Annotated in this window: 12 protein-coding genes; 6 read left to right on the forward strand and 6 right to left on the reverse strand. The window is 70.0% G+C overall.

Annotation, left to right across the window (positions count from 1 at the left end):
- Window positions 1-5 precede the first annotated feature (5 nt).
- From DES41_RS14405 to DES41_RS14425, 5 genes are all read right to left on the reverse strand, one after another.
- On the reverse strand, window positions 6-1,190 hold the full coding sequence (locus DES41_RS14405; protein ID WP_114468320.1) for a vWA domain-containing protein: 1,185 nt from the start codon (window positions 1,188-1,190) through the stop codon (window positions 6-8).
- Window positions 1,190-2,101: an AAA family ATPase gene (locus DES41_RS14410; RefSeq protein WP_245965701.1), complete on the reverse strand. Its 912-nt coding sequence runs from the start codon at window positions 2,099-2,101 to the stop codon at window positions 1,190-1,192. Before DES41_RS14410 ends, DES41_RS14405 begins: the two co-directional genes overlap by 1 nt.
- Window positions 2,102-2,180: 79 nt before the next feature.
- Window positions 2,181-2,972, reverse strand: a complete 792-nt coding sequence (locus tag DES41_RS14415) for an FAD binding domain-containing protein (RefSeq protein ID WP_114468321.1) — start codon at window positions 2,970-2,972, stop codon at window positions 2,181-2,183.
- A 20-nt stretch (window positions 2,973-2,992) separates the two neighbouring features.
- Window positions 2,993-5,365 (reverse strand): xanthine dehydrogenase family protein molybdopterin-binding subunit, encoded by a 2,373-nt coding sequence (locus DES41_RS14420; protein ID WP_114468322.1) that lies wholly within the window; start codon window positions 5,363-5,365, stop codon window positions 2,993-2,995.
- 14 nt (window positions 5,366-5,379) lie between these two features.
- Window positions 5,380-5,853, reverse strand: coding sequence for a (2Fe-2S)-binding protein (locus DES41_RS14425; RefSeq protein ID WP_114468323.1), 474 nt, complete (start codon window positions 5,851-5,853; stop codon window positions 5,380-5,382).
- 114 nt (window positions 5,854-5,967) lie between these two features.
- On the opposite strand from DES41_RS14425, the gene DES41_RS14430 reads away from it, so the two are divergent.
- The 6 genes from DES41_RS14430 to DES41_RS14455 all read left to right on the forward strand — a co-directional run bounded on the left by DES41_RS14430 (window position 5,968) and on the right by DES41_RS14455 (window position 12,523).
- Window positions 5,968-7,089 (forward strand): helix-turn-helix domain-containing protein, encoded by a 1,122-nt coding sequence (locus DES41_RS14430; protein WP_245965702.1) that lies wholly within the window; start codon window positions 5,968-5,970, stop codon window positions 7,087-7,089.
- A gap of 164 nt (window positions 7,090-7,253) precedes the next feature.
- The gene (locus DES41_RS14435; protein ID WP_114468324.1) at window positions 7,254-8,084 is read left to right on the forward strand and encodes a phosphogluconate dehydrogenase C-terminal domain-containing protein; all 831 of its coding nucleotides are present in this window, start codon (window positions 7,254-7,256) and stop codon (window positions 8,082-8,084) included.
- 38 nt (window positions 8,085-8,122) lie between these two features.
- On the forward strand, window positions 8,123-9,100 hold the full coding sequence (locus DES41_RS14440) for a TRAP transporter substrate-binding protein (protein WP_114468325.1): 978 nt from the start codon (window positions 8,123-8,125) through the stop codon (window positions 9,098-9,100).
- Window positions 9,101-9,104: 4 nt separating this feature from the next.
- Window positions 9,105-10,367, forward strand: coding sequence for a ribulose-bisphosphate carboxylase large subunit family protein (locus tag DES41_RS14445; protein WP_114468326.1), 1,263 nt, complete (start codon window positions 9,105-9,107; stop codon window positions 10,365-10,367).
- Window positions 10,367-11,752 carry a 3-oxo-isoapionate kinase OiaK gene (oiaK, locus tag DES41_RS14450; RefSeq protein ID WP_114468327.1) on the forward strand — a complete coding sequence of 462 codons (1,386 nt, stop codon included), beginning with the start codon at window positions 10,367-10,369 and terminating at the stop codon, window positions 11,750-11,752. Before DES41_RS14445 ends, oiaK begins: the two co-directional genes overlap by 1 nt.
- A gap of 45 nt (window positions 11,753-11,797) precedes the next feature.
- Entirely contained in the window at window positions 11,798-12,523 is a 726-nt protein-coding gene (locus tag DES41_RS14455; protein ID WP_114468328.1) for a transcriptional regulator NanR, read from the forward strand.
- A gap of 2 nt (window positions 12,524-12,525) precedes the next feature.
- Here the strand turns inward: DES41_RS14455 and DES41_RS14460 are convergent, their stop codons facing one another.
- Window positions 12,526-13,611, reverse strand: coding sequence for an isocitrate/isopropylmalate dehydrogenase family protein (locus tag DES41_RS14460; protein ID WP_114468329.1), 1,086 nt, complete (start codon window positions 13,609-13,611; stop codon window positions 12,526-12,528).
- Window positions 13,612-13,678: the final 67 nt, after the last annotated feature.

Below are 13,678 nucleotides of genomic sequence, written 5' to 3' on the forward strand. Positions count from 1 at the left end.
GTGGGTCAGGTTTTCATCAGCTGTGCGAGGCTGCGCGCCAGGTCCTGCAGGCGCTCCAGATTGTGGACTGCAAGCATGGCGTGTGCCTGGCGGTGCAGCTGGGCAGCCCCACGCGCGATGGGGGCGTAGCCGTCGAAGCGCAGCAGCGGGTTCAGCCAGAGCAGGCGACGGCAGCGCCGGCGCAGCCAGGCCAGGTGCTCGGCCAGAACCGCCGGCTCGCCGGTGTCGAGCCCGTCGCTGACCAGCAGCACCAGCGTGCGGCGGCCGACCAGGCGGCGTGCGTGCAGCGCGCGCAATGTCTGCAGGCTGCTGCCCAGCTGGGTGCCGCCGGCGAAATCGGCGATGCGCACGCCGGCGTCGGCCAGCATGTCGTCGGTGTCGGCATGGCGGAAGGTGGGCGTCAGGTCCGTCAGCCGGGTGCCGAACGCAAACACGTCGCGGCGTGGCAGGTCGCGCGTCGCGGCGTGCAGGAAGGCCAGCAGCAGCCGCGCATAGCGCTCCATGGAGCCGGACACGTCGACCAGCAACAGGATGGGCAGGGGCTGGCTGCGCCGCTGCAGTCGCGGCAGATGGATGATCTCGCCGCCGGTGCGCGCAGCCTCGCGCCGCACTGCTGCCCAGTGCAGCCGGCTGCCACGCGTGCCCGGCTGCAGACGGCGCGAAGGCACTTCGGGCACGGGCAGCGCGATGTCGCGCGCGAGCCGCTCGACCAGCCGGTACTCGCTGGCCGACAAGGTGTTGAAGTCGGCCTGCTTCAAACGCTGCAGGTCGCTCGCGGTCATGGCCGCGTCGAAGTCGATCTTGTCTTCTTCCTTCTTCGGCGGAACGGCCTGCGCGAACGCGCGCTGCGGTGCCAGCGCCTCGTTCACGCGCGGCCGCCGCTTGCTCGGCTCGGCCCGGCCCTCGCTCGTGGGCAGCATCTGCGCGAGCAGCTTGTTGGCCACGTCGGGGTTGCGGAAGTAGGCGTCGAAGAGTTCGCGGAACACGCCGCGGTCCTGCTCGCGGCTGAGCATCACGGCCTCCAGCGCATACGCCAGTTCGTCGCGGCGGCCGATGTCCACCAGCAGCGCAGCCTCTTGCGCCAGCGCGATGCGCGCCGGGTCGATGCGCATGCCGGCGCGGCGCAGCGTGCGGCCGAAGCCGCCGATGTTGTCGGCCAGCTTGCCGCGGCGCGCGTCGCCCAGGAGCATCAAGCGTCCTGCGGTTTGAGCAACGCAGTGGCCATGTCCTGCGTCAGCGCGGCCACGTCTTCGCGCTGCTTGAACAGGATGCCGGCGGTGTCGGCCATGACCTCGGGGTCGACGGCCAGCGTGTCCAGCGCCACCAGGGCCTTGGCCCACTCCACGCTCTCGGCGATGCCGGGCGCGCGCTGGAATGCGTCGGCGAACGGCGCGCTGCGCAGCCGGCCCACCACCTCGGCCACCTGGGCCGACAGCGCCTCGCTGGCCTGCGGCACCTGCGCCCGCACGATGGCCAGCTCGCGCTCGCGCTCGGGGTAGTCCAGCCAGTGGTACAGGCAGCGGCGCTTGACGGCGTCGTTGAGTTCGCGCGTGCGGTTGCTGGTGAGGATGGTCACCGGGTTCACGAGCGCGCGGATGGTGCCGATCTCGGGCACGCTGACCTGGTACTCGCCCAAGTACTCGAGCAGGAAGGCCTCGAACGGCTCGTCGGCGCGGTCGACCTCGTCGATCAGCAGGACAGCGCCAGGACTGGGCGTCTGCAGCGCCTGCAACAGCGGGCGGCGGATCAGGTAGCGCGGCTGGTAGACCTCGCGCTCTAAAGTGGCGGAGTCTTCATGGCCTTCAGCGGCGCGCATGTGCAGCAGCTGGGCCGCGTAGTTCCATTCGTAGAGCGCCTCGCGCTGCTCCAGGCCGTCGTAACACTGCAGGCGCAGCAACTGGCGTTGCAGAGCGGTGGAAAGCGCCTTGGCCAATTCGGTCTTGCCGACGCCGGGCTCGCCCTCCAGCAGCAGCGGGCGCTCCAGCTTCAAGGCCAGGAACACGGCGGTGGCGAGCCGGCGGTCGGCGAAGTAGCCGACATCGGCCAGCGCGGCCGACAGGGCGTCGATGGTGAGAAATGGAGGGATCAGGGGAGAACTCAAGACACGACCTCACGCGGATGGCATGCAAGGAAAAAGGCCCCGCGGGTACGGGGCCTGGCAGCACGCTCGGGTGTGGAATTTATCCCAGCGCCTTGGCGACGGCCCGCTGCGTCTGCACGCTGATCAGGTTGGCGCGGTAGGCGGCAGACGCGTGGATGTCGGCGTTGAGGTCGGTCGCGTCGATCTTGACGGCCGCGGCGGCTTCGGGCGTGAAGCTCTTGTTCAGCGCCGCCTCCAGATCCGCATGGCGGAACACGCTGGTCGCCGCGCCGGTCACGGCCACGCGCACGCCGCTGTCGAACTGGGCGACGAACACGCCGACCAGTGCGAAGCGCGAAGCGGCCTGCTTGAACTTGAGGTAGGCCGCGCGCTTCGGGATCGGGAAGCGGATCGCGGTGATCAGCTCGCCCTCTTCCAGCGCAGTGGAGAACATGCCGGTGAAGAAGTCATCGGCCGCGATCTCGCGCTGCGTGGTGATGACCGTGGCACCCAGCGCCAGCACGGCGCTGGGGTAGCAGGCAGAGGGATCATTGTTGGCCACCGAGCCGCCCAGCGTGCCCATGGCGCGCACCTGGCGGTCGCCGATGTGCGCGGCCAGGTCGGCCAGCGCGGGGATGGCGGCTTGCACCTCGGCACTGTTGGCCACGGCCAGGTGGCGTGTCATCGCGCCGATGACGACGGTGTCGCCTTCCTTCTTGATGCCGGTCAGGTCGGCAATGCCGCCCAGGTCGACCAGCTGGCCGGGGTCGGCCAGGCGCAGCTTCATGGAAGCCAGCAGCGTCTGGCCACCGGCCAGGGGACGGGCGCCGCCGGCGGCGAGCTTGGCCGCATCGGCAGCGCTGGCGGGACGTTCGATCGTGAATGCGTACATGTGTTGTTCTCCCTGATGCTTCAAGCCTTGGCGGATTGGATGGCTTCCCAGACACGCGCGGGCGAGGCCGGCATGTCGAAGTCCTTCACGCCCAGCGGCGCCAACGCGTCCAGCACGGCGTTGATGACAGCCGGTGGTGAGCCAATCGCCCCGGCCTCGCCGCAGCCCTTGGTGCCGAGCGGGTTGTGCGTGCACGGCGTGCAGACGGTGCCCAGCTTGAACAGCGGGAAATCGTCGGCGCGCGGCATGGCGTAGTCCATGAACGAGCCGGTCAGCAGCTGGCCGGTGCTCTCGTCGTAGACGCAGTTCTCCATCAGCGCCTGGCCGATGCCCTGCACGATGCCGCCGTGCACCTGCCCCTCCACGATCATCGGATTGATGATGGTGCCGAAGTCGTCCACCGCGCTGAAGCGGTCGACGCGCACCACGCCCGTGGCCGGGTCGACCTCGACCTCGCAGATGTAGGTGCCGGCCGGGAATGTGAAGTTGGTCGGGTCGTAGAAGGCGGTTTCGTTCAGGCCCGGCTCCAGCTTGTCGAGCGGGTAGTTGTGCGGCACGTAGGCCGTCAGCGCCACCTGGCCGAACGGGATCTTCTTGTCGGTGCCCTTGACCGTGAACTCGCCATTGGCGAACTCGATGTCGGCGTCCGATGCCTCCATCAAGTGCGCGGCGATCTTCTTGGCCTTGGTCTCGATCTTGTCGAGCGCCTTCATGATGGCCGCGCCGCCGACCGAGATCGAGCGCGAGCCGTAGGTGCCCATGCCGAAGGGCACGCGGCCGGTGTCGCCGTGCACCACGTCGACGTTCTCGACCGGGATGCCGAGCCGCGCCGCCACCACCTGCGCAAAGGTGGTCTCGTGGCCCTGGCCGTGGCTGTGCGAGCCGGTGAACACCGTGACGCTGCCGGTCGGGTGCACGCGCACCTCGCCGCATTCGAACAGGCCGGCGCGCGCGCCCAGCGCACCGGCGATGTTCGAGGGCGCGATGCCGCAGGCCTCGATGTAGCTGCTGTAGCCGATGCCGCGCTTGAGGCCCTTGGCCTCGCTGGCCTGGCGGCGCGCGTCGAAGCCGGCCACGTCGGCCAGGTCCTGCGCCTTCGTCATGCACTGCATGTAGTCGCCCACGTCGTACTGCAGCGCCACCGGCGTCTGGTACGGCCACTGGGTGATGAAGTTGCGCTTGCGGATCTCGTCCTGCGCCAGGCCCATGTCCCAGCCGCAGCGGCTGACCAGGCGCTCCAGCAGGTAGGTGGCCTCGGGCCGGCCCGCGCCGCGGTAGGCGTCGACCGGCGCGGTGTTGGTGAACCAGGCGTCGACCTCCACATAGACCTGCGGGCAGGTGTACTGGCCGGCCAGCAGCGTGGCGTACAGGATGGTCGGCACGGCCGTGGAGAAGGTCGACAGGTAAGCGCCCAGGTTGGCGTCGGTGTGCACGCGCATGGCCAGAAACTTGCCATCCTTGTCCATCGCCATCTCGGCATGGCTCACGTGGTCGCGGCCGTGCGCATCGGACAAAAAGGCCTCGCTGCGGTCGGCCGTCCACTTGATGCTGCAGTTGAGCTGCTTGGCGGCCCAGGTCAGGCAGACGTCTTCGGCGTACAGGAAGATCTTGGAGCCGAAGCCGCCGCCCACGTCGGGCGCGATCACGCGCACCTTGTGCTCGGGCAGGCCCAGCACGAACGCCGTCATGAGCAGGCGCTCGACGTGCGGGTTCTGGTTGGACACGTACAGCGTGTACTCGTCGCTGGCGCGGTTGTAGCTGCCGATGGCCGCGCGCGGCTCCATCGCGTTGGGGATCAGCCGGTTGTTGACGAGGTCCAGCTTGGTGATGTGCGCAGCGTTGGCGAACGCGGCATCGACCTGGCCCTTGTCGCCGATCGCCCACTTGTAGCAGTGGTTGTCGGGCGCGGCCTCGTGCAGCGCCGTGGCCTTGGCCGCATCGGTCACCTTGACCACCGCGGGCAGCACCTCGTAGTCGACTTCGACCGCCTCGGCCGCGTTCTTCGCCTGCTCCAGCGTGGCCGCCACCACCATGGCCACATGGTCGCCCACGTAGCGCACCTTGCCCTGGGCCAGGATCGGGTGCGGCGGCTCCTTCATGGGCTGGCCATCGGTGCTGGTGATGAGCCAGCCGCAGGGCAGCCCGCCCATCTTTCCTTCCACGTCCTTGCCCGTGAAGATGCGCACCACGCCGGGCATGGCCGAGGCCTTGGCGGTGTCGATGCTCTTGATGAGGGCATGCGCGTGCGGCGAACGCACGAACACGGCCTGGCTCTCGTGGGCCAGGTGGATGTCGTCGGTGTAGTCGCCGGCACCGGTCAGGAAGCGGTAGTCCTCCTTGCGCTGGAGGGCCTCGCCGATGTGCGGCAGCTTGGCGAAGTCGGGGGCGCCCATGGTGGTGCCCCTGCTCAGGCCGTGGCGGCCATGTTGGTCTTGCCCAGCACCACCGCCTTGACGATGTTCTGGTAGCCGGTGCAGCGGCAGATGTTGCCTTCGAGCAGCTCGCGGATCTCGGTCTCGTCGGCCTTGGGATGGTGGTTGCACAGGTCGACCGCGCTCATCACCATGCCGGTGGTGCAGAAGCCGCATTGCAGGCCATGGCACTCCTTGAAGGCCGCCTGCATCGGGTGCAGCGTGCCGTCTTCCTTGGCCAGGCCTTCGATGGTGGTGATCTCGGCGCCGGCGACCTGGGCGGCCAGCACGTTGCAGGACTTCACGGCGCGGCCGTTCAGGATCACGGTGCAGGCGCCGCACTGGGCGGTGTCGCAGCCGACGTGGGTGCCGGTCAGGTGAAGGTGTTCGCGGATCGTCTGGACCAGCAGGGTGTTCGGTGGCACGTCCACCGAAACCTGCTTGCCGTTGACCGTCAGTTGTACCTGCATAGGATGTTTCTCCATCTGTGGGGTGTGGGGTCCGCACGCATTGTTGGGAGGCACCACGGTACATCACCTAGGCGAAACCCTCAGACCTGCGAGCCCGCCGAACATATTCTCAAAATGAAACAGCCGCACAATGCGCGCGCCTCCAAGCAGACCATGTTGCAGCCCTCACCGCCCCTGCTGCCCGACCGCACCGAGCCGATCCGGCACGCGCGCGAACTGGTGCTGGGCGAACGTGTGCCGGCGCTGCAGGGGCTGGTGGCGCCGTGGATCGAGCGCTCCTGGCAACGCTGCCTGGCCGCCGGCCACCGGCCCGAGCAGCCGCTGGATTTCGACGCGGTGTCGCCGGCGCAGGCGCGGGCAGCGGCCGAGGGCAACCGCCGGCTCGCCGCGGCGGCGCGGCCGGTGCTCGAGCGCGTGGCGCAGGCACTGGCGCACACACGCTACTTCGCGATCCTGACCAACGCCCAGGGTGTGGTCGTCGACGCGCATGGCGCGATCGACCGCAGCGACCGGCGCGCGCTGCTGGTCACGCGGACCGGCACCGACCTCTCGGAGCGGCGCGTGGGCACCACGGCCATCGGCGCCGCGCTGTTCGAGCAGCAGCCGGTCTGGCTGCACCGGGCCGAGCATTTCTTCGCCGACACGGGCGCCTACAGCTGTGCCGGTGCGCCGCTGCGCGGGGCGGACGGACAGCTGGCCGGCATGCTCGACCTGACCGGCATCGACGTGGCCGAACGGCCCGAGTTGCAGCACCTGGCGGCGCAGGCCGCACGCAGCATCGACAACGCCCTGGTGCTGGCCGTGCCGCATGCGCTGGCCCTGCGCCTGAGCTGGCCCGGCGCGCTGCCCGGCGGCGACAGCGACGGCCTGCTCGGCCTCGATGGTGACGGCCTGTTGGTGGCCGCCAACCCGGCGGCGCGCGCCATGCTGGCACTGGCGCCCCAGGGCGCTGCCGTCCACGCCGATGCGCTGTTCGCCATGCCGCACGCGCACCTGGTCGATGCCGCGCTGCAAGGCCGGCCGTTCGACGTGCCGCTGTGGTCCGGCTTGCGCATCTGGGCGCAGGCCGATGCAGCGCCGCGGCGTGAGGCCAGCCCCGCGCCGCTGCCGCTCAAGACCGTCGAAGACGCGCTGATCCGCCAGGCGGTGGATGCGGCGCGCGGCAACGTGGCATTGGCCGCGCGCCGGCTCGGCATCAGCCGCGCCACGGTGTACCGCAAGCTCGGCCAGCGCTGAACCCGCGCCGCGCGTGCGGCCACCGACGCCGCCCCTGGGCTTACCCTCGGCTCGCTGCTGGCCTAGTCGTCATACCATCATGCCACTACCCATGGTGATCCGATCTGGATCTCCGGAAGGCGCGCAAGCGGCGCTGATCCCCGCTTTTCACAACAGGAGACACGATGACGACAACGATTGCCCTGCTCGGTGCGGGCGGAAAGATGGGCGTGCGCCTGGCGAAGAACCTGCAGGGTTCGCGCTTCGCGGTGCGCCATGTGGAGGTGGGCGAAGTCGGCCGCAAGCGGCTGCTGGACGAGGCCGGCATCGCCTGCGTGGACCAGGCCACGGCGCTGGATGGGGCGCAGGTCGTCATCCTCGCGGTGCCTGACACGCTGATCGGCAAGATCGCCCACGCCATCGCGCCGCAGCTGGCGCCCGGCACCATGGTGATGCTGCTCGACGCCGCCGCGCCCTTCGCCGGCCACCTGCCCGAGCGGGCCGACCTGGCGTACTTCGTGGCCCACCCCTGCCATCCGCCGATCTTCAGCGCGGAGCTGCGCAAGGATGGGCAGCCCGACTTCTTCGGCGGTGGCCACGCGCCGCAGTCGGTCGTCAGTGCGCTGATGCAGGGCACACCGGCCGACTTCGACCTCGGCGAGGAGATCGCCAAGACCATCTACGCACCCATCCTGCGCTCTTACCGCGTGACGGTGGAACAGATGGCGCTGTTGGAGCCCGGCCTGTCGGAGACCGTCTGCGCCACGCTGCTGGACGTGATGCGCGAGGCCATGGACGAGGTCGTCAGCCGCGGCGTGCCGGCCGATGCGGCGCGCGACTTTTTGCTCGGCCACATGACCATCCTCTCGGCGGTGATCTTCAAGGAGATCCCGGGCCAGTTCTCCGACGCCTGCAACAAGGCCATCACCTTCGGCAAGCCACGGCTGATGCGCGAGGACTGGAAGGGCGTGTTCGAACGCGACGAGATCGCCGAGAGCATCCGGCGCATCACCTGATCCGACCGACTTCCACAACGACAAACGGAGACACCGCAATGCCCCGCACCGCCCTCGCCCGCACCGGCATCGCCGCCGCCCTCACCCTGCTCGCCATCGGCGCCCAAGCCCAGACCGTGCTCAAGATCGGCTACACGCCGGCCAAGGATTCGCACTATTGGGTTGGGGCCACGGCCTTCTGCGCCGAGATCGAGAAGAACACGCAGGCGCGCTTCAAGTGCCAGCAGTTCCCGAGCTCCGCGCTGGGCGGCGAACGCGAGCAGATCGAGGCTGTGCAGCTGGGCACGCAGGATCTGGTGATCACGTCCACCGGGCCGGTGGGCAACTTCGTGCCGGAGGTCAAGATCGTCGACATCCCGTTCCTGTTCCGCGACTATGACCACGCGCGCAAGGTGTTCGACGGCCCCATCGGCCAGGACCTGCTGACCAAGTTCCCGCCCAAGGGCATGGTCGCTCTGGTCTGGACGGAGAACGGCTTTCGCCACATCACCAACAGCAAGCGCCCCATCGTCAAGCCCGACGACACCAAGGGCCTGAAGGTGCGCACCATGGAAAACAAGGTGCACATGGACGGCTACCGCACCTTCGGCATGCTGCCCACGCCGATGGCGTTCCCCGAGGTGTTCACGGCCCTGCAGCAGGGCACGGTGGACGGCCAGGAGAACCCGATCCCGGTGATCACCAGCTCCAAGTTCTCGCAGGTGCAAAAGCACCTGTCGCTGACCGGACATGTGTACTCGCCCGCCCTGCTGCTGCTGTCCAACACGGTCTGGAGCAAGCTGTCGGAGGCGGACAAGCGGGTCTTCCTCGATGCCGCCAAAACCAGCGCGGCGGCGCAGCGCAAAAAGGTCGACGAGGACGATGCCAATGGCGTGGCCTTGCTGGAAAGCCAAGGCATGCAGGTGGTGCGCACCGTCGACAAGGCCGCATTCCAGGAGGCGCTGAAGCCGGCCTACGTGGCTTACGCCAAGGAGTTCGGCGCGGACAACATCAAGAAGATCCAGGACGTGAAGTAAGCGCATGACGGCCCGCTTCGAATCGCCCGACGGCCGCGTCCACGCCAGCTACTGGCTGGAGACCGGCGACGACCCGCAGCGCGCGGCCGAGGTCATCGCGGGCGAGCAGTCCAGCGGCACCTTCACGGCCGTGCCGGGCGAGACACCCGAGCTCAAGGCGCGCGCCGGCGCGCGCGTGGAACAGCTGGAGGTCATCGACCACAGCGACCGCCCCAGCTTGCCCGGCGGCATGGTGTCGGCACGCTACACGCGCTGCCGGCTCACGCTGTCGTGGCCGCTGGATAACCTAGGGCCCTCGCTGCCCAACCTGGTGTCGACCGTGGCCGGCAACCTGTTCGAGCTGCGCCAGGTCTCGGGCCTGCGGCTGCTGGATCTGCGCTTGCCGGCCGCGTTTGCCGCCGCCGCGCCGGGTCCGGCCTTCGGCATCGCCGGCACGCGCAGGCTGGCCGGCGTGGCAACAGGCCCGCTGATCGGCACCATCGTCAAGCCCAGTGTGGGCCTTTCGCCCGCGCAGACGGCAGACACGGTCCGGCTGCTGGTCGCAGGCGGCATCGACTTCGTGAAGGACGACGAACTGCAGGCCGACGGCCCGCACTGCCCGTTCGACCAACGCGCGCGCGCCGTCATGCAGGTTGTGAACGAAGCAGCCGAACGCAGCGGCCGCAAGGCCATGGTGGCCTTCAACATCACGGGCGATCTGGACGAGATGCGCCAGCGCCACGACCTCGTGCTGGCGCTCGGCGGCACCTGCGTGATGGTGAACCTGAATTCCATCGGCATCGCCGGCCTGCTGGCCTTGCGCAAGCACGCGCAGCTGCCGATCCATGCGCACCGCGCCGGCTGGGGTTATCTCTCACGCAGCCCGGCCCTGGGCTGGGACTACGCGCCCTGGCAACTGCTGTGGCGCCTGGCCGGCGCCGACCACCTGCACGTGAACGGACTGGCCAACAAATTCAGCGAGCCCGATGAGAGCGTCATCGCCGCTGCGCGGGCGGTGCTGGCGCCGGCCTTCGACGACCACCCCATGGCTGCCATGCCGGTGTTCAGCTCCGGCCAGACAGGGCTGCAGGCCGCGCCCACGCATGCGGCCGTCGGCGGCTGCGACCTGATCCACGCGGCCGGTGGCGGCATCCTGGGACACCCGGGCGGCGTCAAAGCTGGCGTGGCCGCGATGCGCCAGGCCTGGGACGCCGCGCAATCCGGCGTGCCGCTGGCCGAGCACGCGCGCCAGCACGCCGAACTGCAGGCCGCGCTGGGGTTCTGGTGATGGCAGACGTGCTTCCGCCCGGGCTGCTGCTGGCCTACTACGGCGACGACTTCACGGGTTCCACCGATGTGCTGGAGGCGTTCACGGCGGCCGGCGTGCCGACCGTGCTGTTCCTGCAGACGCCGGATGCGGCGGCGCTGGCGCGCTTTCCCGACGCGCGCTGCGTGGGCCTGGCCGGCCAGTCGCGCGGCCGCGATCCGGCCTGGATGCAGGCCCACCTGCGCCCCGCCCTGCAGGCGCTGGCAGGGCTCGGTGCGCCGCTGCTGCAGTACAAGGTCTGCTCCACCTTCGATTCATCGCCCACGACGGGATCGATCGGCTGCGCCATCGACATCGGCGTGCCGCTGATGCCGGGCCGCTGGTCGCCCACGGTCGTCGGTGCGCCGCGGCTGGGCCGCTACCAGGCCTTCGGCAACCTGTTCGCGGTGGCCGACGGCCAGGGCTTGCGGCTGGACCGCCACCCGACCATGTCGCGCCATCCGGTCACGGCCATGGCGGAGGCCGACCTGCGCCGCCACCTGGCCGCGCAGACCGGGCGGCCGCGCGCGCTGGTGGATTTCACGCAGCTCAAGGCCGGGCACGGCGCGCAGGCTTTGGCGCAGTGCCTGGACGGCGCGGCCGTGCCGCCCATCGTGCTGGTCGACGTGCTGGACGACGAGACACTGCGCGAGGCCGGCCGGCTCGTCTGGGAACAGCGCGGCGCGGGCGTGTTCACGGCATCCTCCTCGGGCCTGCAGTACGCATTGGCTGCCTGGTGGCGTGCGCAGGGCCTGCTGCCCGCGCCGGCACCGCTGCCATCCGCCGCGCCGGCTGGCCGCATCGCCGCCGTCAGCGGCAGCTGCTCACCGGTCACGGCCCGCCAGATCGAGCAGGCCGAGGCCGATGGCTTCGCCATCCTGAGGCTCGACCTGGCGCGCGCGCTGGGCTCCGACGCACAGGCCGAACTCGCACGCGTGCTGGCCGCCGCCGGCGCCGCACTGGACCAGGGCACCAGCCCGCTCATCTACACCGCGCGCGGCCCCGACGACCCGGCCGTGCAGGCCTTCGACGCCATGGCCGCCAACGCGGGCCTGTCGCGCGCCGAGGCTGGCCAGCGCACCGGCGAACTGCTGGCCGCCACCATGCGCGCATTGCTCGAGCGAGTGCCCGCGCTGCGCCGCATCGCAGTGGCGGGGGGCGACAGCTCAGGCGAGGTGGCTGCAGCACTCGGCATCACGGCGCTGACCGTCGCCGCAGGCCTCGCACCCGGGGCGCCACTGTGCCGCGCGTGGTCGGCCGATGCGCGGCGCGACGGCCTCGAGATCGTGCTCAAGGGCGGGCAGATGGGCACGCCCGGGTTCTTCGCCAGCGTGCGCGACGGAACCGCTGCGCAGCCCACCGGATAATGCGCCGGCCCCGTCCGCCCTACCCCGTCCGTCCGCGCCTTCCGCATGAGCACCACCGGCCCGATCCAGAAACGCAAGCTCTACCAGGAGGTCGTCGAGCGCCTGATGGCCCGCATCGAGAGCGGCGAGATCCGCCCCGGCGACCAGTTGCCGCCCGAACGCGAACTGATGGACTTCTACGGCGTCGGCCGGCCCGCCGTGCGCGAGGCGCTGCAGGCGATGGAGCGCTCGGGCATCGTCGAGATTTCGCACGGCGAGCGCGCCCGCGTGGTGGTGCCCACGGCCGACGACCTGATCCGCCAGATCGGCAGCGGCGCGCGGCACCTGCTCAGCATGCAGCCCGACACGCTGGAGCACATGAAGGATGCGCGCGTGTTCCTCGAGGCCGGCACCGCGCGCATGGCGGCCGAGCGCGCCACGCCGCAGGACGTGCAGGCGTTGCAAGCCCGCATCGCGGAGCACCGCGGTTCACTGGCGAACCTGGACCGTTTCCTCGACCGCGACATGGCCTTCCACCGCGAGATCGCGCGCATCAGCGGCAACCCGATCTTCCCGGCCATCGTCGAGGCCATCTTCCGCTGGGGCAGCGACTACTACCAGCCGCTGGTGCGCGCGCCCGGCGCCGAGCAGCTCACGCTGGCCGAGCACCAGCGCATCGTCGACGCGATCGCGGCGCACGATGGCGACGCGGCCGAACAGGCCATGCGGGCCCACCTGCTGCGCTCCAACGCGATGTACCAGCGCATCGCGCAGCAGCAGAGCGCGGATTGAGCTCAGCGCAGGCGCCGGCAGATCGCCTCGGTCATGTCGGTGCAGCTGGCCTGGCCGCCGAGGTCGCGCGGCACCACACGGCCTTCGGCCAGCACCGCCTCGACGGCCTGCTCGACCCGGTCGGCGCCGCTCAGCAACGCGGCGTCGCCATGCTGTTCGCCGAGCCAGCGCAGCATCAGCGCGCCCGACAGCACGGTGGCCACCGGGCTGGCCAGGTTCTGCCCCGCAATGTCGGGCGCCGAGCCGTGCGCGCCCTGGAAAAGGCCATGGCGTTCGCCGAGTTCGGCCGAGGCCGCGATGCCCAGGCCGCCCACGGTGCCGGCACCCAGGTCGGAAATGATGTCGCCGAACATGTTTTCGGCCACGATCACGTCGTAGAAGTCGGGCTTCTTGAGCATGTGCACGGTGATGGCATCGGCGTAGGCGTAGTCGATCTCGACGTCGGCGTAGCCCGCCGCCACCTCGTCGCAGACGGCGCGGAAGAAGGCATAGCTGCGCAGGATGTTGGCCTTGTCACAGACCGTCACGCGGCGCTTGCCGTCGCGCGGCGCGCCCTGGCGCCGGCGCGCCAGGTCGAACGAGAACTTGGCCACGCGCTCCGTGCCCTTGCGCGTGATGACCAACTGGTCGGTCACCACCTCGCCGCGCAGGTTCACGCCCGCGCCGCGGCTGGCGTACAGGCCTTCGGTGTTCTCGCGCACGATGACGTAGTCGATCTGGCCCGGCTGGAAGCCCGCCAGCGGTGACTGGACGCCCGCGTACAGGCGGATCGGACGCACATTGGCGAACAGGTCCAGCTTGAAGCGCAGCTGCAGGTGCAGGTCGTTGCCGACCTCGGTGCCGTCCGGATAGGTCACGCCCGGCAGCCCGGCCGCGCCGTGCAGCATGGCGTGCATGCTGTTGCAGGCGGCGAAGGTGTCCTCGGGCAGTACGGCGCCGCTGCGCTGGTAGTGCAAGGCGCCGCCGTCGAAGTTGGCAAAGCGCAGCAAGCTGGTGCCGCAGGCCTCGGTGAGCACGGTGACGGCGGCCCGGCACACCTCCGGGCCGATGCCGTCGCCTTCGATGGTCGCGATGTCGTAGCTGCGCATGTCTGTCTGGTCTCCTGGCGTTGTGGCCGACGAATATGCCAGACAATCCCGCGCCGCAGGCCCCCTT

Origin of the sequence: Pseudorhodoferax soli (genome assembly GCF_003337555.1) — a bacterium.
GTDB lineage: Bacteria > Pseudomonadota > Gammaproteobacteria > Burkholderiales > Burkholderiaceae_C > Pseudorhodoferax > Pseudorhodoferax soli.